This window comes from Chelatococcus sp. YT9, from assembly GCF_018398315.1.
Lineage (GTDB): Bacteria > Pseudomonadota > Alphaproteobacteria > Rhizobiales > Beijerinckiaceae > Chelatococcus.
The window spans coordinates 25,011-42,771 of sequence record NZ_JAHBRW010000004.1 but is presented as its reverse complement, the minus strand read 5'-3'; the positions used below and the strand labels follow the sequence as shown (position 1 = coordinate 42,771).

The following is a 17,761-nucleotide window of genomic DNA, read 5'->3' as shown; positions in this document are numbered from 1 at the left end:
ACGGCCGATCGTCGCCGGCAAGCTCGCCTATTACGCTGATCCTGAGTTCAAAGGGCTGTTCGATCCGGCATGAAGGATGATGCGATGAACGATGACGACGCGCCCATATGGCCCGATCCCGCCGACGAAGCCCATGCCGTCGAGCAAGCCAAACGGCTCCGCGACCAGGCCGCCAAGGGCGGCTTGCGGTTTGAAGCCTATTTGCCGCCCGAGCTGGCCCTGTGGCTGCTCGACAGGATTGAACAGGGAAAATTCCTCGACCCGTCCGAAGCCGTGTTCGTGATCCTGGGCGAGCATGAGGAGCTGGAACCCCATGCCGATCTGCGCCGGGAACTGTTCAAGCACAGAATCCAGGCCGCCGCCGACGATCCACGGCCGGGGATTTCGGGCGAGGAAATGTTGAAGCGGTTGCGCGAGAAGCGAAAAGAACCCCTGCCCGAACCCGCCATATGGGAAAAGCGGCCCCGGCGCTGACGCCAGCCCCCGGCCGGCCCGCTCTCATCATCTAGGGCCGTAGGGACGGCCGGGGGCGGGTTTATGGCCTGGATGCTTGCGAGATGATATCATCCTATATAAAATGCAGTCATTGACTGCTAGAAATAAGGAAGGATAGCATGGCGACTGTAACCGTAAGAAATTTGCCTGATGCGGTACATCGCGCGCTTCGCGTGCGTGCCGCCCACCATGGCCGTAGTACCGAGGCAGAAATCCGCGAGATTCTGGAATCCGCCGCCCGGCCGCCCGAGCGGATCAAGCTCGGTTCGTTGCTAGCGTCCATCGCACGCGAGGCCGGGGGCCTGACAGATGCCGAGGCCGAGCATTTCAACCAGCTCCGCGACAAGACGCCGGCCGAGCCGATGAGGTTCGAGTGATTATCCTCGACACCAACGTCATTTCCGAGCTGTGGAAGATCGAGCCGAATCCCAACGTGCTGACGTGGATCGACGCACAGGCCGTTGAAACGCTCTATCTGTCCACCATCACGGTGGCCGAGCTGCGTTATGGCCTTGCGACGATGCCTGAAGGCAAGCGCCGCTCGATCTACCAGGAACGGTTAGAACATGAGGTTTTGCCGGCCTTCGCAGGCCGCGTGCTGCCTTTCGATCTGGAAGCCTCTCAAGCCTATTCCGACTTGATGGCGAGAGCGAGGGCAAGAGGAAAAGCTATCGGCAAGGCAGATGGCTATATCGCCGCCACCGCCGCCGTTCATAGCTTGGTGGTCGCAACGCGCGACACCAGCCCTTTCCAAGCGGCGGAGCTGAACACCATCAATCCGTGGGAAGCCGAGCCATAAGGGACGGCCGGGGCCGGCTGTTTGCACGCTTACATGATTGCAGGAAATCATGATTTCTAATGCAACACCTCAATGCCGTGCCGACGAATGACGTGCAGCAAAGCCAGCGCCGGACCTTTGGCCTGCACCTCGCCGCATTCAAGGCGCGACACATAGTCGGGCGTCATATTGAGATAGCGACCGAACGCGACCTGACTAAGCTGCTCCTGTTCGCGCACAGCTCGCACCTCCGCACCCGTCATCGGCGTTTCGTTCGGAAAGGACTTTCCCCGAAAGTGCCGCATCGTGATCTTCTTGCTGCTCGCCTCGTCCATGATCCCAAGGCGGCGAGTCTTTGTGGCCGGCATATTCGGCTATCCTATTTCCGCATTTCTTTGGGATTGCGGAGTGGGTCAAACCACTGTTTGCCGTCTTTTTCACCGTGACACGGATTCCCGAAAGCACGGCTGGACGGTGCGTCGTCTATCGTTAGGTCGGTATTGCGCACGGCCGCGCGCTCGCGCCGGTGTTCCCGCTGCTTGAACGGCTTATCGCTTTCCGCCATCGAATATCCGCAGCCGGGATTTTTCCGCTTCGAACGGGCCATGTCTGCCTCTCAAGCTATCCTTCCCGGCCATCGGCTTTCCGGCTCGATTCCATACGCTTGCGCTCATCGGCAAGGCGTCGTCGAACCTGTTCGACACTTAGGCCCCGGCTCGGATCGGCCTTCAGCTCGTCATAGGCGGCAACGCCCTCAGTGCGCAGCCAAGTTTCAAGGGCCTCGTCATGCTCTGACATTTCAGCGTCCACATTCAGCGCGCATTTCGGCTTTGAACGCTTCGTTATCAAACGGCTCCGGTTCCCCGGATTCTTCGCCCGCAATCAAGGCGGCTTCCAATGCCTCCGCTCCAAGACGCTACGACGTCGCCTCATCCATGATCCCGAGGCGGCGCTGTGCGTCTGCCATTTTCGCGATCTCGCGGGCAAGGCGACTGGTCTTTGTCGTCATGCCCGATCCCTCTCACTCTCGATACGGGCCAACAGCTCGGCCCGCTGCCGTGCAATATCCTGCTTGATAACCGCGTGGGGTGTCCATTCGGTAGCAGGGTTGTCGGCCTCCTTTATAGCAGCCTCGATCTGCTCCCGAACCAATCGTCATGCGCCGCCGTGGTCACGCAACCGCCAGCGTCAAATGGCCGACCGGATCGGCGGCCGGCCTCACGGTGATTTCGATGTCGTAGCCAAGGCGATTCAAGCAGTCCATGAGCTTGCACTCGGACAGGCTGGTGAAATCGCCACGCATCATCCCCGACACCTTCGGCTCTGGGATGCCCATGCGTATCGCGGCCTCCTGCTGGCTCAACCCAAGAATACGCATCGCCTTTCTAATCTCGATTGTCAGGCCGGATTTCACCAGGAGCTTATCGGCATCAGGCAAGCCAAGATCGGCATAGACGTTGCCGGAGCCGCGATGAACCTCGACACCCTCAACGATCCGTTTTTCCATAAGGCGGCTAGGATTCGTCGTCGTCATCCTCGATCTCCGTCAAATCCCCTTCCCGCAAATCCGCCTCGTAATCCTGGCCGCCATAATAGACGCCGTGAATGACTACGGTGTCGGTCTCAACCTCGAACGCGATCGTCACGCGGCGACGGTATCCGACTGTCCGCAGACCAGGCCGAATGTCGTCACGCCGTGCGCCCCGATGTGGGAACGTCGAGAAGCCAAGGCAATATTGGTATATAGCCGTCGTGTATCGCTCGCCGATCACCGGCGCTGATTTGTCGCCAATGTCCTTGTGCAGCTTCACGAGCTGCGCTTCTGTCCTGGGCGAGAAGATCACGCGATGCGTCATGCCCTTACCGTGCCCTCTCCTGACGCTTGGTTTCGGCCTTCAGCGACGCCAACACCTGTTCGGGCGTTCGCCCCTTCGACGGGTCCGCCTTCATTTCGTCATAGGAGGCCGCAACTTCCGTACGTAGCCAGCCCTCAACTGCTTTATCGCGCGCCACCAAGGCGCGCAGCCCGTCGCGGATAACCTCGCTGTCGCTGGCATACTCACCGGACGACACCTTATTCTTGACCATCTGAGCCATTTCGTTCGGCAACGTAACGCTCAACTGTTGTGTGCTGCGCATGGGAATCTCCCGTCATTGATCGCACTCAATAGGATTAAACACTACCACCAAACAAGACGACCAGAAACAACGATCATTTATATATGCAATAGTGCACTTGTGCACAAATGCACTACCGATCCCCAAATTTTCGAGCAGCCCCTTCCCTGCTGTAAAGCTCGTCAATGGCGCGCTTGATGAGCTGCGAATTGTCGAGGTCGAGACGCGCCCGCAGAAGCGCCACCTTCTCAACGGTGTCACGGTCGAAATAGCCGCCGATATGTTTGAGGCCAGTCCTGCCGACCGTGCGGCGCTGCTCGATCTTCGCCGCCTCGACGGCGCTCGCGGCGGATTCGCCGTCCTCTTGCTCCGGAAGCTTCATCTTCGACAGGAAATCCTGTGCGGTTGCCTTCGTCTTCGCCATATCGTTCCTCACGCTCTCTTGTGCACGACTGCATTTGTGTTCAATTGCAGTTCTGCACAAACCCAATCCCAAAGAGCCTGAAGCTCGGCAGCCGCCTTCCCTTCCGGCTCCAACTCGCACGCGGTCACGCCTTCCCGGCTCGCATCCCGGTGTACCTTGAATCGATGGATCACGGCTGGAACCATCGGCAGCTTGACCGTCTCGAACACCTGGCGGGCAATCTCTTCCTCGGCGCGGCTGTTCGGCTGCGCCATCGTCAACACGGCGGCTGCCGGCTTGTCGCTGGCGCGCGCAAGGCGCGCGGTCCTGGGAAGCTGCTCGTATGCCTCAATGTCGGGCGCGCACGGCACCAGCACCAAATCGCAATATTCGACGGCGGCGGGGGCCTCGGTGCTTCTGGCGGGTGGTGTGTCGATGACGACAAGGTGGCATCCAGCTTCCTCCGCCTGCTTCAAACGCTTCGGCAAGTCGATCTCGGTCGCGAACCGAACGACGGGCAGGGCGTCATTGCGGCGCTCGGCCCATTGCGTCGTTGATTGCTGCGAGTCCATATCCAGCACGAGGACATTGAGGCCGGCTTTCACGCCTGCAACGCCAAGGGCTTTTGCGAGCGTCGATTTTCCGACGCCGCCCTTCTGCATGGCGATAGCTACGGTTTTCATGTGCAATACCGCATTTTTGCAAACGCTCCCTTGTGCACAATTGCAGGAGCGAACAATGTCATATCGCCTCGCTTCCGGTCAATCGAAAACAAACAATTGACGGAAATTGCAATTGTGCACACCTGCACAAGAGAGCACCAGCCTCGCCCCCGCCTCCCTCTCGAAAGCCCATGCGACGTTGGCCGCAGGCGCCAGCGTTGCGGGTTTGGTGGTGAGGGTGCCGTTCCCGGTCCGCCCTATAAGCGGACCGGAACCGCCGCAGGGCCGCGAAAGCGGCCCGAACAGCGGCGTCCGCTTATGTTTGCATAGCAATAATAGATTGAGATGGGGATTCAGTCTGCTTGGCGGACTCACGCTCCTGCAACGACTTTCCAAGGGCTGCGAGTGCCCGGCCTAGCGCCGTATCGCCCGCCTCGAACAGCGCCAGCTCATCGAGGGGCAGGGCCTTCCTGTAGGCGTCCAGCTCGGCCGCCCGCGCGGTCTGGGCGGCAACATGGTCGTCGGGCGGGGGAGGGGCCTTGCCGAAGCGCCCGAGAAGCCGCAGCGCCCTTTCCGGCAGGGACAGCCGGTAGGCGTTGCTCGCCTGCTGCACCTGGGGGCCTGATCCTTCGCGGCCGGTCGGCTCGTAGCGCCGCAGCCAGTCGAGAAAGCCATGTGCGCGCAGCGCCTTCAACGCCCGCACCACGGCGTCACGCGAGCGCCGCACCTTCCCCATGATGGTGTCGATCGACGGTTCCAGCCGGCCGGTGCGGAAATCGACCAGGTTCACGAAAAACTCCAGCACCTCGATCGCCACCGATCCGAGCGGGCCGGCGCGCTCGCCCTTCTGGCGCTCGGCCAGCTCGTAGCGTTTGGCGGCCAAAAGCACCTTCTGCACCTCCTGCCGGTTGGTCGGCCGCCATATGCGGACCTCGGAGCGGCCCTTGAAATGGCTATCCCGGCGAACCGGCGTCGGGCAGCGCGCCGGGGGAGGGGGCATGACCAGGCTGAATGCTCCCTGTCCCGATCCCCTGAGCGCTGCCCTGCGCTCATGGGCTAGGGTGGATAGTTCCCCGGCCTCGTCGTCGGAAAGTTGGCCCGCGCCGTGCCGGGTCCAGATTTCTCGCATGATTTCATCTAGCGCGTTTGCGCGCGCGCAGCCAATCGCGGCCGCGATTTGCGTCCTCAACATATGCCTCTCGTCCTTCTATTCGGAGGACATGACGACTGTGGACGGCAGGCACGGCTTTCCCGTTCCTGCAAGAATCAATCTTGCGGATTGGAGTGCTCTAGCGTAGATAAGGGGGAGAACACGTTGGCCTCCGATCTACGGTGTGTCTGACGGCCTATAAAACGCTCGACCGCGCCAACGGTCGGGCGTTTTGCCGTTATGCCCCTTGCTGCTTTTCGATAAGTAACCTCAGGGCTTCCTCGATGATGGGCGCGCGGGATGCCACGCCCCGTTCCTCCTTGATCCGGTCAAGTCGTGCGACCAGATCGGCGGGAAGATCGGTGTTCACATAGATGCGGCCAGCCGCCCGCAACCGCTCCCGATGGGCGGACACTCGTTCGCGGGTAGGTGGTCGTTCTGCGCGAGCCATTGTTACAGGAAACACCGATTCTCGGTGATTCTACAACCCCTTGAATCCAAGCCGCTGAAATTGCGCGGTTTGGGTCCTTCCCGCCGGCGCTGCCGGCTCACGATCTCGGCGCGACTCGGGCAGGCAAGATAAACATGCTTTCCTGTAAGCATGTAACCATCAGCCCCCTCCCGCAAACGACCCCTTCTTCGCGACTACAGTGATCAAAGACATCGTTATTCTCGAATATGAATTCGCGCCTTCAGAAGACTCTTCGCTGAATTTCCCGACATTGCCGGATTGGCGACGGGGGGCGAGCACCATCAGGACCCGGATAATAGCCTGCAATCAGCAGCCGTTCTTCGTCCGCCAAGCTTCGTAAGCCTTCTCGTGCTCTTCCTTGGTGCAGGGATAGAGGCCAATGATGCCGGCACCGTCAAGCACCTGTTCGAGAACGAAGGTCTCGTAGCTTTCCATGCGCATACATTCCTCGGCGATCTCCTCAGCAAGATGCGCGGGGATAACCATCACACCATCGCCATCGCCGACTAGGACGTCGCCGGGAAAGACGGCCACGTCACCGCAGGCGATCGGTACGTTGATGTCGAGCGCCTCATGCAGCGTCAGGTTGGTCGGTGCCGACGGATTGGCGCAATAGGCCGGCATGTCGAGCGCACCGATACCCTCGGCATCACGAAAGCCGCCATCGGACACGATGCCGGCAGCCCCACGCAGTGCAAGGCGGGTGACCAGGATCGACCCAGCCGTGGCGGCGCGAGCGTCCTTACGGGCGTCCATGACGAGGACATGGCCCACCGGGCAGGTTTCAATCGCAACGCGCTGCGGGTGGTCCGCATTGCGGAAGACGGTGATCGGATTGCGATCCTCGCGCGCCGGAATGTAGCGCAGCGTAAAGGCTTGACCGACCATATTCTCGGCCTTGTGGGAGACGGGAGAAACACCTTGGATAAACTGGTTGCGTAGGCCACGCTTGTAGAGAGCAGTGGCGATCGACGCGGTCGAGATTGCCTTGAACTTGGCGCGGATTGCGTCAGACAGGATGTAGTCGGTCATGCGTGGTCCTCAAAGATGTCGGGTTCATCGCGATGAGGCCCGAAGTTAGATTGCAGGAAATCGAAGCAGCCCTTAGGCGTCTTTTGCGCGAATGCCTAACTCAGACATGGCGTGGTCTACGAGATAGCCTGCAATCGGGATCGCCGAGGTCGCCGCCGGGGACGGCGCATTGCAGACATGAACGGTGCGCCACGTTCTCTTGATAAGGAAATCGTGTGCTAGCGATCCATCCGGCAGCACTGCCTGCGCCCGAATGCCGGCCGGGTGGGGCTCGAAGGCGTCGACGGAAATAGACGGGCAATAGCGCTGGCACAAGGCGGCATAGCGCCGCTCGCTGAGCGAGTTCACCATCTCCGTAATACCGGCCCTGAGATAGGTCCGCAGCAGGCGACGGAAGCCCTTATAGGCAGCGAGACCGCCCATATAGCGTAGATCGATGTCCGACTTACGGTATCCCTCCCGCGCGAGCGCCAGCACCGCGTTGGGGCCCACCGTCACGTAGCCGCCAATCATGCGGGTGAGGTGGATACCTAGAAAGGGCAAAGCCGGATCAGGCACGGGATAGATCAGGTGCCGCACGATATCATTGTATCGCGCATCGAGACGAAAGTACTCGCCGCGAAAGCTAATGATCCGAAAGTCGACGTCGACACCGCACAGGCGGGCGAGCCGGTCGGCCTCCAGCCCGGCACAGACGACAACTTGCCCGGCGCGCAGGACCCTGTCCTGTGTAACCACCACGACCTGATCCGCTTCTTCCCGGATATCGAGCACCTTGGCGGATCTGTGGACTTCGGAGCCCGACCTAGCTATGCCCGCCGCCATGGCCTCGGCGATGGCCGTGTAGCTGACGATGCCGGTATTCTTGACCAGCACGGCAGCCCGGCCAGTAACATTGGGCTCGCGCTCGCGTAACGCCACGGCATCAAGCCTCTCCAGCGGCAGCCCATTGTCAGTCCCCTGCTGATACAGCGTCTCCAGCCTGCCTAGCTCGTTGTCGTCGGTGGCGACGATCAGCTTTCCACAAAGCTCGAAGGGGATGCCCTCACGCTCGCAGAACTCGATCGTGGCGCGATGTCCCGCCTTACACAGGCGTTCCTTGAGGCTGCCTGGCCGGTAATAGATGCCGGCGTGGATCACCCCGCTATTGCGGCCCGTCTGATGCGCTGCGAGCGCCGGCTCCTTCTCCAACAGAACCACCCGCAGATCGCCGTTCCGCGACAGCAGCTCGCGACACAAGGCGAGCCCGACGACTCCGCCGCCAACAACGACGATATCTGCCCTCGTATCCGGCTTAGCCATTGTTCGCCTTACGCGCGCGGAGCTCGGTCAGCGTCGTTCGCGTGGTGATCTGCTCGACCTCGGTGACCACCTCAATTAGCGCGGCTCGCTTCGCAGCCACGGCCCGCTCGAATGCCGGGAAGAACGCCTCCGTGGTGCTAACCCGCTCGGCATATGCCCCCATCACTTGCCCCATGCCGACGAAATCGGGGTTAACGAGGTCGGTACCCGATACGCGGCCCGGATACTCGCGCTCCTGATGCATCCGGATGGTGCCGTAGCTGCTGTTGTTGAACAGAATGATGATCGGTTTTCCGCCATGCTGCATTGCTGTCGCGAGTTCCATGCCGCTCATCATAAATCCGCCGTCGCCGACGCAGCCGATCACTAGTCTATCAGGATACGTGATCGACGCCGCCACTGCGGCTGGCACTGCGTACCCCATGGATCCGCAGGTGGTACCGAGCTGCCGATTTGGCCGGCCGTAACGCAGGAAGCGTTGTGGCCAATGGGTATGGTTTCCCGCATCGAGGGTCAGGATGAAGTCCTCGGGTAGCCGGTCACCAAGGGCTGAAAGCACCTGCCCCATGTCCAGCCCGCCCGCCCCTTCCGGCGAGGCATTAGCACGGAGGAAGTCGGCGTTTGCCGCCTGCCGCCATGCGGTAAGTCGCTTTGTATCCAGCCACTTTGCGCCGCGCAGTGCTGACGCAAAGGCTTCGGGCGGCAGGTTCAAAGCGAGATCTGGCTGGTAGACGCGTCCCAATTCGTCGGCCCCTGGATGCACATGCACCAGCACTTGGCGGACCGAGGGCGGGAGTAGCGAGTAGCTCTGGGTCGTCATTTCGCCCAAACGAGCGCCGACTACCAACAACAGATCCGCATCCTTCACCCGCCGGATCAGTTCGACTGGTCCGGATGTTCCGAGGTCTCCAGCAAAATTGGGAGAGCGATTGTCGAAAACGTCCTGCCGCCGATACGATGTCGCCACCGGGAGGCCATTGGCCTCAGCGAAATGCCTGAAATCGTCGCAGGCCTGTCTGGTCCATCCCGAGCCGCCGACGATCGCAAGTGGCCGCTGGGCTGCGGACAGCCGCTCTCCTACCGCCCTCAATTGCTCCTCGGAAACCCCAAACGCGATGGGCTCGACACGCCTAGCGTCAGGTACGACGAGCTTCTCTGCAAGCACGTCCTCAGGAATCGCCAGTACCACCGGCCCCGGCCGCCCTGAAGTAGCTACACGGAAAGCCCGGGCGAGATATTCTGGAATGCGCTTGGCGCTGTCGATCTGGGCCACCCATTTCGCAACTCGCCCGAACATCTGCCGATAATCGATCTCCTGGAAGGCCTCGCGGTCCATCGTTCCACTGTCAACCTGCCCGATGAACAGTATCATCGGCGTCGAGTCCTGATGGGCGATGTGAACGCCGACCGCCGCATGGCACGCGCCGGGTCCGCGGGTGACGAAGCATATCCCCGGAAGATTGGTCAGCTTGCCGTAGGTCTCCGCCATGTTAGCAGCGCCCGCCTCGTGACGCGCATTGACGAGCGCGATTTCGTCGCGCCGATCATAGAGCGCATCGAGAACCGCAAGATAGCTCTCCCCCGGAACGCAAAACACACGGTCCGTACCATTGATGATCAGCTGATCGACGAGGATCTGACCGCCGGTTCGACTGCGTTCGGTCCCTTGCATTCGATCGATGTTTTCCAAAATTTTCATTAAAGCCTCTTCCTGGCCGATAAGTCACTCAACTTGTTGAGCCGGCACGTCAAGGACGGCATCCGGGCTCCCGGATGCGACGACATGACGGCGATTACTCAAGACGGTACGGCGCGGGTCTTGCTTCGGCCGACCGGTGGGTATCCACATCGATGCCGTCCAGTTGCAGCTGCTCGGCATAGTGACAGGCCACCTGTCCGGTTCCCCCAGCCAGCGTTCGCAGCTGCGGCTCCTCCTGGCGGCAGCGGTCGCTCGCGAAGGAGCAGCGGGTATGAAAGCGGCATCCGCTGGGAGGATGGGCGGGGCTGGGTGGATCCCCCTTGAGGATGGTTCGATACTGGCCTCGGAACACCTCCGTCGCCAAGGGCGGCATGACGACCAAGATCCTCGCGCTGACCGATGCGCTGGGCAATCTCGTGCGCTTCGACCTGCTGCCCGGCCATCGCTTCGACACGGTTGGCGTCGAGCCGCTGCTTGTGGGCATCAATTTCGGCGGCCTGATCGCTGACAAGGCCTTCGACAGCGACACCATCATTGCCGATCTCAACGAACGCGGCGCAAGGATCGTCATCTCACAGCATCAGCGCCGAACGCGGAAGCTGCCGCTTGATCGCGAACTCTACAAGTGGAGGCACCTGATCGAGAACTTCTTCTGCAAGCTCAAGGAGTTCAAGCGCATCGCAATGCGAGCCGACAAAACCGACCACAGCTTCAAAGCGATGATCTACCTTGCCGCCGCACTCATCAATTCCAGATGAACCCCCACAGGCCTGCATTAGTCCGGGTGACGATGAGGGCAATCCTAAAAGTTGTCAACCCTATTATCTTATAACATGTAAGGAGCGTGACGCTTTCCCTAGATGACGGTGCTTGCTGGCAGAAGCACCAAGAGAACACGGGGCACAAATCTTCCTCCACCAAGCTCTGCATGCTGCGACCTGCAACTGCCTACAGCGGCGAACAGACTACCATGCTCAACTTTTTGTTTCATGCTATAAGCTGGTATAATCAAAGTCGGCGAAGTGCCGAGCCTTGGAAACAAGCCGGAGTACTCAATGGTCGACGTGCAGCCAGACGGTCATTTCCACAACTTTGCCGCTGCAAAAAAACGTAAGCTCTCCGACGAAATTTATAACCAATTGATTCAACAAATCTCCGCGTCGGAGTACAAGGCGGGCGATCGGCTGCCCACCGAGGGTCAGCTCGCCGCTGCATTCAGGGTATCTCGCCCCGTCGTCCGCGAAGCGCTGCAGCGCTTGCAAGAAGACGCCATCATCTCCTCGCGCCGCGGCGCCGGAACATTCGTCAATCGACTACCACCCAGCGAAATAGGGGCCGGGCCGGCGCCGGTAAACTTGGCGCTCTATATGCGGACATTCGAGGTGCGGTTCTGTATCGAGCCGGAAATCTCGCGCTTAGCCGCCCGGCGGCGCACGAACGCGTCGCTGGCTTCGCTGTCCTCGGCGCTGGCCAAACTAGAGGCATCGCTGACCCAAGGCAGCGACAGCGCCGAAGCGGATTTCAATTTCCACCTCCAGATTGCACAGGCGACTCAGAACGAGCTGTTCACACAGTACCTGCTAGCGCTCAAGCACCACATGATCAGCTCGATCTCGATCATGACGCGCATAACGAGAATCCGCCCACGGGAGCGCAGTGCCAAGGTGTTCAGAGAACACCAAGATATCTTCGATGCCATCCTGGCTCGCGATGAGGACGGCGCGCGCACCTGCATGATGTACCATCTATGGCAGGTCCGAGGGCGCATAACCGACGCGTCGCGATAGCCTCGGAGGAGTTGCGGATCGATGATGCCGTCCTCCAAATCCGCCATTATCGAACCTGGTGTGGTCATCGTCAAATCAGTTCGATCCGGCTCCGGCCCCATTTGTGATTATGAACGCGAGCGGCAACTTCACAGGCAGTTTCCAACCATTATACTACGCACGCAGATGGGGCATAAAGGATCCATTCCGGAATCTCGGCATGGCAGAGCGTCACGCCGTAGAAGAACCGCAACGCGCACACCGTCTGGTTTAGGCCGGCCACAAGATTGAGGATCGTCATGTCATCAATCATGCGCCGACGAAGCGGGCTCAACTCGGCCATCTTTTGATCCTTCTCAAGATCGCGCTTCAATAGCCGTAATCCTTCAAAATAGAAGCGTCACCCGCAAACCGTCCCACCTAATGCCGCGTCAGCGGCCTCGTTCAATCCCTCATGATTCAAACCGCCAGAAAACCGCTCGAAGGTTGACGATTCATGTCCGTCAGCCGGCGGCGTGCTTGGCTCAGATGATAGCGCATGCAAGTCGCCGCGAGATCGCCGTTCCGCATGGCAATGGCCACGACGATCTGGCGGCATGACTTTCCGGCGCTCCGGGGATCCCAGTGACGTGAGACCGAGACTGGTGCTGATGAATCCCTTTATTTCGCTCCTGTCAGATGGAGTTACAAATTAGCTTGATAACTTTCCGGCTACTATCTAACCTTCCCCTGCTGACCGGAGCGAGGAGGAGGCAGGCGCACTGCCTCGCTTCGGCTGGAGGAGGAGCTTGCATGTTCGAGGACTTGATCTCCGCTGCGGCGAGGAACGGCCGGGCTTTGTCGATTGACCGCGGCCGTCAGCTGTTCGTCGACGATCTGCTGATCGACTTCACCTCGCTGGTGCGCAGCCACCATCGTCCGGCCGTCTCGGCCGACTCTCCTGTGATGCGGCCGGAAACGGCTCTCGAACGCAATAATGGCGTCATGCCGGCCACGGCCCTGTTCAGCGACGGTGTCTTTTTCGATCCCGAGGATCGCCTCTACAAGATGTGGTACATGGCGGGCTATGACGACGCGCTCGCCTACGCCCATAGCGCGGACGGCATACACTGGACGCGCCCGGACTTGGCGGGGCAGGCGGGCACCAATCGCGTTCTGCCCCATGTTCCAGGTTATCGCCGGAACGGCTGTACCGTGTGGCTGGATCATGAGGCCTCCAGCCGCGACGAGCGGTTCAAGGCTTTCCTCTATTATCGGCGCACCGATGGCCATTGGCCGCGCGGCAACCCCGATCCCCTTCCGACCGAGCCCGAAAAGGGTTACATCTACACGTCCCCCAACGGCACGGACTGGACCTTCCGCGGCCAGACCGGTCCCTGCGGTGACAACTCAGGCATGTTCTATAACGCACTTTCCGGGCAGTGGGTGTGGAGCATCCGCTCCAAGACCTGCAACTATGGGCGCTCACGCAGCTATGTCGCCCATCGTGACTTCGTCGCCGGGGCGAAGTGGACTTATGACGACATCAAGCTGCTGGGTACGGCCGATCGGTTCGATCGACCCGACCCGGGGCTGCACTGGCGGCCCGAGCTCTACAAGCTCGATTGCGTTGCTTATGAAAGCATCATGATCGGCCTGTTCGGCATTTATTTTGGCCCCCCCAATGAGGAGGCCTATGCCGCGGGCGTGCCCAAGACGCTCGATCTCTTTTTGGGGACTAGCCGCGACGGGTTCGACTGGCAGCGGCCGAGCCGGCAAGCCTTCCTGCGCTGCTCGCGCACGCCCGACACCTGGAATCGCGGCTATCTTCACGCCGCCGGCGGCATCTGCCTCGTCATCGGGGACACGCTGCGCTTCTATTTCACTGGCTTTTCCGGGGTATCGCCCGCCCAAGGCGGCGGTCCCTATGCCGATGCGACGATCGGCTACGCCACCCTGCGGCGAGACGGCTTCGCCTCGATGGACGGGCCAGGACGAACCATGCCCCTAGTCGGTATCCGGCAGATGATCGCCAAGGATGTCTCGCACGATCCCGCAGAGGCCCATCCTGGCCTGCTGATCACCAAACCGGTCGTGTTTTCCGGCAACTGGATGTTCGTTAACGCTGCCATCGCCAATGGCGGAAAGCTGCGTGTCGCGGTGCTCGACCCATCTGGCCGGCCCTTGGACGGCTTCGGCTTTGAGGATTGCGAGCCGCTGATCGCCGATTCCACCAAACAGGCGGTGCGCTGGCGCGTCGGGGCCGACTTGGCGGGGCTGGCGGGTCGACCATTGCGCTTCGCCTTCAGCCTCGATGCGGGCTCGCTCTACAGCTTCTGGGTCAGCACCGCGCCGAACGGCGCCAGTAACGGCTTCGTGGCGGCCGGTGGGCCTGGTTTTACTGGCGCAACCGATACGACCGGTAGCTAGGACTACCGGGATCTCACCGTCTGGCCCCATGCCCTGTGCGGGACGGGATCGAGAACAAAGGGGAAGGAACGGATGAAATACACATTTTTATTGTCGGTACTTTCGGTGGGCATGTTCGCGGGGATGGCGCAAGCGCAGGACAATCAGCTTGTGATCATATCTGCGAGCGCACACGAAACCGCCATGCGCGGTGTCGGCGCTGCCAACGGCGTGGACACGCTGGCTCCGTTCGAGGAGACGAACGGGGTGAGGATCATCATTAACGCCGTGCCCAGCGGCGAGGTGCAAGACGCCCTGCCGCGTCTCGGTACCCTCAACCGGTCGGTCGAGGATCTGATCTTCGTCTCACAGGGCACCGCCAATCCGCGCATCGCCGCCTTTCTCGAACCGCTCGACGACTATCTTTCCACCAAGCCGATAAAGGGCTTCCCGGACAACTGGATCAACGCCCCGGTCAAAGCTGGGACGATCAATGGCAAGCACTACCTGCTGCCCCTGCGCTGCGGCGTGTTCATCATGTGGAACAACACCCAGTTCATGGCTGAGCGCGGAATTGCGGCGCCGCCGAAGACGGCTGAAGAACTCTACGAGGCGGCCAAGCGCGGCACCTTCGAGAAACCCAATGGGGAAAAGGTCTTCGGCTTCGGCGTCCGTGGCATTATGAACCAGCTTCCGGGCACTCTCGCCACCTTCGCCGCCATGTTCGGCGGACAGATCGTCAGCGATACCGGCGAGGTGGTCGTGAACAGCCCCGCGGTCGTGGAAGGGGTCAACCTGCTGCGCCGCATGTACGTGGAGGGCTTGATGCCGCCGAACTGGTCTACTGTGGACGTGGATCAGCTTTTCACCGACGGGCGCCTCACCATGGTCATGGCCCCCGACAGCAACGGCACCCGCTATCTGAGCGGAGGCAATCTGGCGGCGGACAATATCCGCCCCTCCCATATCCCCCTGGCCGAAGCGGCCCGCACCGGCGAGCGGGACTATAGTGCCAGCAACATGTTCTACTGGGGTGTCGGCATCCTCAAGGGTTCGACCGACAAGGACATGGCCTATGACCTGCTGCGCCATCTGGCCTCAGCCAAGGTGGAGCAGCAGATGATCGTCAACGGCAACGCGCCATGCACCTATTCCACGCTCGCAAAAATGGGCGAGACGAATCCTGCGACCGCGGTCGGTGCCGATACCCTGGCCATCTCCGCCGCTCCGCTTCCGGGTCATCCCCGGCTCGGCCAAGCTACCGACCAGCTCGGCAAGGCGGTCCAGGAAATTGTCATCAATGGTGCCCCTGTCCAGGAAACGCTCGATCGGCTCGCCGCTGAGCTCAGGGAGACTTTGAATTAACCTGTCTGCAACATGGCCCGCTCGCCGCGAGACGGTGGGCGGGTCCGACCTCCGAGGAGCAAGTGAGACGAGATGCCGATGATCGACAGGCGGGGCCTTGCCCGCAGCCGCGGGACAGGGGACCGAGGCGGCCGCTGGTGGCGCCGGAATGGGCTGGCACTCGCGCTTCTCGCCCCAACCACTCTTTTGCTGGTCGCCTTCATAGTCGTGCCGGCGTTCAGCCTGCTGTGGACCGCGCTCACCGACTATTCGCCTGGCCTCGACCCGAATTTCGTAGGCATCCGCAACTTCGTCTCGCTTGTGGACAATCCCAGCTTCCAGGTCGTGGCGATCCGGAACATCGCCTATGTCGTGGTGGTGGTCAGCCTACAGCTGCTGGTTGGCCTGGGCATCGCTATCCTCCTCGACAATCAGCTGCCGCTCCGCGCACTGTGGATGGCTATCCTCATCGCTCCCTTTGCGGTTAGCCCGATTGTTGCGGTGGTGAGCTGGAAATATCTGCTCGATCCTTCCTACGGGCTAGCCAACTATATCTTCTCCGTGCTCGGCCTGCCTAGCGTGCCTTGGCTCGCCAATCCAGTCACCTCGATGATCGCGGTGGTGATCGTGGCTGTCTGGAAGGGATTTCCCTTCATCGCGATCATCCTCTTCGCCGCGCTGCGCTCGGTGCCCGTAGAGCTCAAGGAAGCGGCCCGGATTGATGGTGCCAGCACGTTCCAAATCTTCTGGTCGGTCAAGCTGCCGCTGATCGTGCCGGCGATCTCCATCGTTGCCCTGTTCGAGACGATCTTTGCGGTGCGCGAGTTCGACATCATCCAAACCATGACCGGCGGCGGGCCGGGAGGATCGACAGCCCTGTTCTCCCATTATCTGTACCGGACCGCCTTTGGTAACTTCGATTTCGGCATGGGCGCGGCCGTCGGCTGGATCATGCTGGCGGTGACGCTGGTGCTCGCCTTCGCCATCATCTGGCGCACCTATAAAAACATGTACGACACGCAGGGAAGCACCAAATGACCCGCAACCCGCTGGGCTGGCTTGGAATCTATTGTCTGCTGGCAGTGGCCGTGACGTGGGCCGCCTTTCCGATCGCCTTCATGGTCAGCGGCTCATTCAAGCCGCCCAACCTCATCTGGTCATATCCGCCCACGCTTGTTGCCCTGCCGACAACCACCAATTACGAGGCCATTTCGAGGCTCTTCCCCTCTTTCTGGCGACATCTGTGCAACAGCGTCGTGGTCACGCTGACCACGACCGTCATCACCATGGTCATGGCGTTAGGCGCGGCATTCGTTTTTTCTCGCCTGCGCTCGGGGTGGCTACGTTTTCCCGCCTTCCTGATGATCCTGGTCCGCATGTTCCCGCCAATCATCATTATCATCCCGCTGTTTCCGGTCTTCAATGCGCTGGGCTGGCTGGACACTCTGACGCCGCTCGTGATGGCGGGCGTCGCCTTCGCAATCAGCATCGCGACCCTGCTGCTCAAGACTTTCGTCGACGACGTCCCCGTAGAGCTCGAGGAAGCCGCGATGATCGATGGGGCCTCGCGCCTGGGCGCCTTTGTGCGGATCACCGTACCGCTAGTGATGCCCGCCGTGGCCGCCATCGCCCTCGTCGTTGCCATTGGTACCTGGAACGAATTCCTGTTCCCGCTGGTCTTTACGTCTTCAGCGGCGCGGACGGCGCCGGTCACTATCGCCATCGCCATCGACAATGAGGACGGGGTGGCGTGGGGCGCGGTGATGGCCATGGCCAGCGCTCATCTGGCGCCGGCCCTTGTCCTCGTGCTGCTGCTACACCGCCAGCTTATGCGAGTGATGACCGGCGGTGCAGTGAAGGGGTGAGGACCATGGATGGAGCAGCGGTCGCTATTCGGGCTGTCGGAGCATCTTGAGAAGCTGAGCAAAATCGGTGACCCGCTGGAGGTTCTGGAAGGACTGGGCTACGGCGACACCAGAACGGCGCAGCCGAGAACCGACCGCCAAATCTGATCCCGGAACTGTCCGGGAATTAGCGAAACCCGCAGGCGGCGCGCTCCGACGCTCAAAGGCGGCATCCTCGACCGACCGCAAACCCGCAATCCGGATCCAAAACCTAACCGTCCGCTCATTCCGCAAGGGTAATGCGGGTC

Annotated in this window: 23 protein-coding genes and 3 pseudogenes; 10 read left to right on the top strand and 16 right to left on the bottom strand. The window is 61.0% G+C overall.

Annotation, left to right across the window (positions count from 1 at the left end; translation table 11 throughout):
• Positions 1 to 84: 84 nt before the first annotated feature.
• The 3 genes from KIO76_RS30605 to KIO76_RS30595 all read left to right on the top strand — a co-directional run bounded on the left by KIO76_RS30605 (position 85) and on the right by KIO76_RS30595 (position 1,294).
• Positions 85 to 474, top strand: a complete 390-nt coding sequence (locus tag KIO76_RS30605; RefSeq protein ID WP_213327461.1) for a hypothetical protein — start codon at positions 85 to 87, stop codon at positions 472 to 474.
• Between the two features lie 140 nt (positions 475 to 614).
• Complete coding sequence (locus KIO76_RS30600; RefSeq protein WP_213327460.1) at positions 615 to 872, top strand: FitA-like ribbon-helix-helix domain-containing protein; 258 nt, start codon at positions 615 to 617, stop codon at positions 870 to 872.
• The gene (locus KIO76_RS30595) at positions 869 to 1,294 is read left to right on the top strand and encodes a type II toxin-antitoxin system VapC family toxin (RefSeq protein WP_213327459.1); all 426 of its coding nucleotides are present in this window, start codon (positions 869 to 871) and stop codon (positions 1,292 to 1,294) included. The genes KIO76_RS30600 and KIO76_RS30595 overlap by 4 nt, the downstream gene beginning before the upstream one ends.
• 56 nt (positions 1,295 to 1,350) lie before the next feature.
• On the opposite strand, the gene KIO76_RS30590 is transcribed toward KIO76_RS30595, so the two are convergent.
• The 15 genes and pseudogenes from KIO76_RS30590 to KIO76_RS30520 all read right to left on the bottom strand — a co-directional run bounded on the left by KIO76_RS30590 (position 1,351) and on the right by KIO76_RS30520 (position 10,484).
• The gene (locus tag KIO76_RS30590; RefSeq protein ID WP_213327458.1) at positions 1,351 to 1,641 is read right to left on the bottom strand and encodes a helix-turn-helix domain-containing protein; all 291 of its coding nucleotides are present in this window, start codon (positions 1,639 to 1,641) and stop codon (positions 1,351 to 1,353) included.
• An 11-nt stretch (positions 1,642 to 1,652) separates the two neighbouring features.
• The gene (locus KIO76_RS30585) at positions 1,653 to 1,880 is read right to left on the bottom strand and encodes a hypothetical protein (protein ID WP_213327457.1); all 228 of its coding nucleotides are present in this window, start codon (positions 1,878 to 1,880) and stop codon (positions 1,653 to 1,655) included.
• Positions 1,881 to 1,894: 14 nt separating this feature from the next.
• Entirely contained in the window at positions 1,895 to 2,071 is a 177-nt protein-coding gene (locus KIO76_RS30580) for a hypothetical protein (RefSeq protein WP_213327456.1), read from the bottom strand.
• Position 2,072: 1 nt separating this feature from the next.
• Positions 2,073 to 2,174 (bottom strand): annotated as a pseudogene (locus KIO76_RS30575) (type II toxin-antitoxin system ParD family antitoxin); the annotation flags it as partial.
• Between the two features lie 270 nt (positions 2,175 to 2,444).
• On the bottom strand, positions 2,445 to 2,807 hold the full coding sequence (locus tag KIO76_RS30570; RefSeq protein WP_249730269.1) for a helix-turn-helix domain-containing protein: 363 nt from the start codon (positions 2,805 to 2,807) through the stop codon (positions 2,445 to 2,447).
• Complete coding sequence (locus KIO76_RS30565; RefSeq protein WP_213327455.1) at positions 2,788 to 3,129, bottom strand: type II toxin-antitoxin system RelE/ParE family toxin; 342 nt, start codon at positions 3,127 to 3,129, stop codon at positions 2,788 to 2,790. Before KIO76_RS30565 ends, KIO76_RS30570 begins: the two co-directional genes overlap by 20 nt.
• 4 nt (positions 3,130 to 3,133) lie before the next feature.
• On the bottom strand, positions 3,134 to 3,412 hold the full coding sequence (locus tag KIO76_RS30560) for a type II toxin-antitoxin system ParD family antitoxin (protein WP_213327454.1): 279 nt from the start codon (positions 3,410 to 3,412) through the stop codon (positions 3,134 to 3,136).
• A gap of 112 nt (positions 3,413 to 3,524) precedes the next feature.
• Entirely contained in the window at positions 3,525 to 3,815 is a 291-nt protein-coding gene (locus KIO76_RS30555) for a hypothetical protein (protein ID WP_249730268.1), read from the bottom strand.
• A gap of 8 nt (positions 3,816 to 3,823) precedes the next feature.
• Positions 3,824 to 4,477: an AAA family ATPase gene (locus KIO76_RS30550; RefSeq protein WP_213327452.1), complete on the bottom strand. Its 654-nt coding sequence runs from the start codon at positions 4,475 to 4,477 to the stop codon at positions 3,824 to 3,826.
• Between the two features lie 295 nt (positions 4,478 to 4,772).
• On the bottom strand, positions 4,773 to 5,648 hold the full coding sequence (locus KIO76_RS30545) for a helix-turn-helix domain-containing protein (protein ID WP_213327451.1): 876 nt from the start codon (positions 5,646 to 5,648) through the stop codon (positions 4,773 to 4,775).
• 196 nt (positions 5,649 to 5,844) lie between these two features.
• Positions 5,845 to 6,021: a ribbon-helix-helix protein, CopG family gene (locus KIO76_RS30540; RefSeq protein WP_291977407.1), complete on the bottom strand. Its 177-nt coding sequence runs from the start codon at positions 6,019 to 6,021 to the stop codon at positions 5,845 to 5,847.
• 363 nt (positions 6,022 to 6,384) lie between these two features.
• Positions 6,385 to 7,110 carry a ribonuclease activity regulator RraA gene (locus KIO76_RS30535; protein ID WP_213327450.1) on the bottom strand — a complete coding sequence of 242 codons (726 nt, stop codon included), beginning with the start codon at positions 7,108 to 7,110 and terminating at the stop codon, positions 6,385 to 6,387.
• A gap of 72 nt (positions 7,111 to 7,182) precedes the next feature.
• The gene (gene lhgD, locus KIO76_RS30530; protein ID WP_213327449.1) at positions 7,183 to 8,412 is read right to left on the bottom strand and encodes an L-2-hydroxyglutarate dehydrogenase; all 1,230 of its coding nucleotides are present in this window, start codon (positions 8,410 to 8,412) and stop codon (positions 7,183 to 7,185) included.
• Entirely contained in the window at positions 8,405 to 10,084 is a 1,680-nt protein-coding gene (locus tag KIO76_RS30525; protein WP_213327448.1) for a thiamine pyrophosphate-binding protein, read from the bottom strand. Before KIO76_RS30525 ends, lhgD begins: the two co-directional genes overlap by 8 nt.
• A 121-nt stretch (positions 10,085 to 10,205) precedes the next feature.
• Entirely contained in the window at positions 10,206 to 10,484 is a 279-nt protein-coding gene (locus KIO76_RS30520) for an oligopeptide/dipeptide ABC transporter ATP-binding protein (RefSeq protein ID WP_213327447.1), read from the bottom strand.
• Between KIO76_RS30520 and KIO76_RS30515 the strand changes: the two are divergent.
• Together KIO76_RS30515 and KIO76_RS30510 are read left to right on the top strand one after the other, a co-directional pair.
• Positions 10,471 to 10,869: pseudogene (locus tag KIO76_RS30515) on the top strand (transposase); the annotation flags it as partial. The gene KIO76_RS30520 and the pseudogene KIO76_RS30515 overlap by 14 nt on opposite strands.
• Positions 10,870 to 11,166: 297 nt before the next feature.
• Positions 11,167 to 11,898, top strand: coding sequence for a FadR/GntR family transcriptional regulator (locus KIO76_RS30510; protein WP_213327445.1), 732 nt, complete (start codon positions 11,167 to 11,169; stop codon positions 11,896 to 11,898).
• Positions 11,899 to 12,067: 169 nt separating this feature from the next.
• Here the strand turns inward: KIO76_RS30510 and KIO76_RS30505 are convergent.
• A pseudogene (locus KIO76_RS30505) lies at positions 12,068 to 12,220 on the bottom strand (tyrosine-type recombinase/integrase); the annotation flags it as partial.
• 449 nt (positions 12,221 to 12,669) lie between these two features.
• Here KIO76_RS30505 and KIO76_RS30500 point away from each other — a divergent pair.
• From KIO76_RS30500 to KIO76_RS30480, 5 genes are all read left to right on the top strand, one after another.
• Positions 12,670 to 14,286, top strand: coding sequence for a hypothetical protein (locus KIO76_RS30500; RefSeq protein ID WP_213327444.1), 1,617 nt, complete (start codon positions 12,670 to 12,672; stop codon positions 14,284 to 14,286).
• 72 nt (positions 14,287 to 14,358) lie between these two features.
• Positions 14,359 to 15,630 carry an ABC transporter substrate-binding protein gene (locus KIO76_RS30495; RefSeq protein ID WP_213327443.1) on the top strand — a complete coding sequence of 424 codons (1,272 nt, stop codon included), beginning with the start codon at positions 14,359 to 14,361 and terminating at the stop codon, positions 15,628 to 15,630.
• Positions 15,631 to 15,708: 78 nt separating this feature from the next.
• Positions 15,709 to 16,647 carry a carbohydrate ABC transporter permease gene (locus tag KIO76_RS30490; protein WP_213327442.1) on the top strand — a complete coding sequence of 313 codons (939 nt, stop codon included), beginning with the start codon at positions 15,709 to 15,711 and terminating at the stop codon, positions 16,645 to 16,647.
• Positions 16,644 to 17,474 (top strand): carbohydrate ABC transporter permease, encoded by an 831-nt coding sequence (locus KIO76_RS30485; RefSeq protein ID WP_213327441.1) that lies wholly within the window; start codon positions 16,644 to 16,646, stop codon positions 17,472 to 17,474. The genes KIO76_RS30490 and KIO76_RS30485 overlap by 4 nt, the downstream gene beginning before the upstream one ends.
• A gap of 9 nt (positions 17,475 to 17,483) precedes the next feature.
• Positions 17,484 to 17,621 (top strand): hypothetical protein, encoded by a 138-nt coding sequence (locus KIO76_RS30480; protein ID WP_213327440.1) that lies wholly within the window; start codon positions 17,484 to 17,486, stop codon positions 17,619 to 17,621.
• The last annotated feature ends 140 nt before the right edge of the window (positions 17,622 to 17,761 follow it).

Coding starts and splice junctions, on each gene's coding strand:
- KIO76_RS30605 (WP_213327461.1), top strand. CDS start 85: ATGAACGATGACGACGCGCCCATATGGCCCGATCCCGCCGACGAAGCC.
- KIO76_RS30600 (WP_213327460.1), top strand. CDS start 615: ATGGCGACTGTAACCGTAAGAAATTTGCCTGATGCGGTACATCGCGCG.
- KIO76_RS30590 (WP_213327458.1), bottom strand. CDS start 1,641: ATGCCGGCCACAAAGACTCGCCGCCTTGGGATCATGGACGAGGCGAGC.
- KIO76_RS30585 (WP_213327457.1), bottom strand. CDS start 1,880: ATGGCCCGTTCGAAGCGGAAAAATCCCGGCTGCGGATATTCGATGGCG.
- KIO76_RS30580 (WP_213327456.1), bottom strand. CDS start 2,071: ATGTCAGAGCATGACGAGGCCCTTGAAACTTGGCTGCGCACTGAGGGC.
- KIO76_RS30570 (WP_249730269.1), bottom strand. CDS start 2,807: ATGACGACGACGAATCCTAGCCGCCTTATGGAAAAACGGATCGTTGAG.
- KIO76_RS30565 (WP_213327455.1), bottom strand. CDS start 3,129: ATGACGCATCGCGTGATCTTCTCGCCCAGGACAGAAGCGCAGCTCGTG.
- KIO76_RS30560 (WP_213327454.1), bottom strand. CDS start 3,412: ATGCGCAGCACACAACAGTTGAGCGTTACGTTGCCGAACGAAATGGCT.
- KIO76_RS30555 (WP_249730268.1), bottom strand. CDS start 3,815: ATGGCGAAGACGAAGGCAACCGCACAGGATTTCCTGTCGAAGATGAAG.
- KIO76_RS30550 (WP_213327452.1), bottom strand. CDS start 4,477: ATGAAAACCGTAGCTATCGCCATGCAGAAGGGCGGCGTCGGAAAATCG.
- KIO76_RS30545 (WP_213327451.1), bottom strand. CDS start 5,648: ATGTTGAGGACGCAAATCGCGGCCGCGATTGGCTGCGCGCGCGCAAAC.
- KIO76_RS30535 (WP_213327450.1), bottom strand. CDS start 7,110: ATGACCGACTACATCCTGTCTGACGCAATCCGCGCCAAGTTCAAGGCA.
- lhgD (WP_213327449.1), bottom strand. CDS start 8,412: ATGGCTAAGCCGGATACGAGGGCAGATATCGTCGTTGTTGGCGGCGGA.
- KIO76_RS30525 (WP_213327448.1), bottom strand. CDS start 10,084: ATGCAAGGGACCGAACGCAGTCGAACCGGCGGTCAGATCCTCGTCGAT.
- KIO76_RS30520 (WP_213327447.1), bottom strand. CDS start 10,484: ATGCCGCCCTTGGCGACGGAGGTGTTCCGAGGCCAGTATCGAACCATC.
- KIO76_RS30510 (WP_213327445.1), top strand. CDS start 11,167: ATGGTCGACGTGCAGCCAGACGGTCATTTCCACAACTTTGCCGCTGCA.
- KIO76_RS30500 (WP_213327444.1), top strand. CDS start 12,670: ATGTTCGAGGACTTGATCTCCGCTGCGGCGAGGAACGGCCGGGCTTTG.
- KIO76_RS30495 (WP_213327443.1), top strand. CDS start 14,359: ATGAAATACACATTTTTATTGTCGGTACTTTCGGTGGGCATGTTCGCG.
- KIO76_RS30490 (WP_213327442.1), top strand. CDS start 15,709: ATGATCGACAGGCGGGGCCTTGCCCGCAGCCGCGGGACAGGGGACCGA.
- KIO76_RS30485 (WP_213327441.1), top strand. CDS start 16,644: ATGACCCGCAACCCGCTGGGCTGGCTTGGAATCTATTGTCTGCTGGCA.
- KIO76_RS30480 (WP_213327440.1), top strand. CDS start 17,484: ATGGAGCAGCGGTCGCTATTCGGGCTGTCGGAGCATCTTGAGAAGCTG.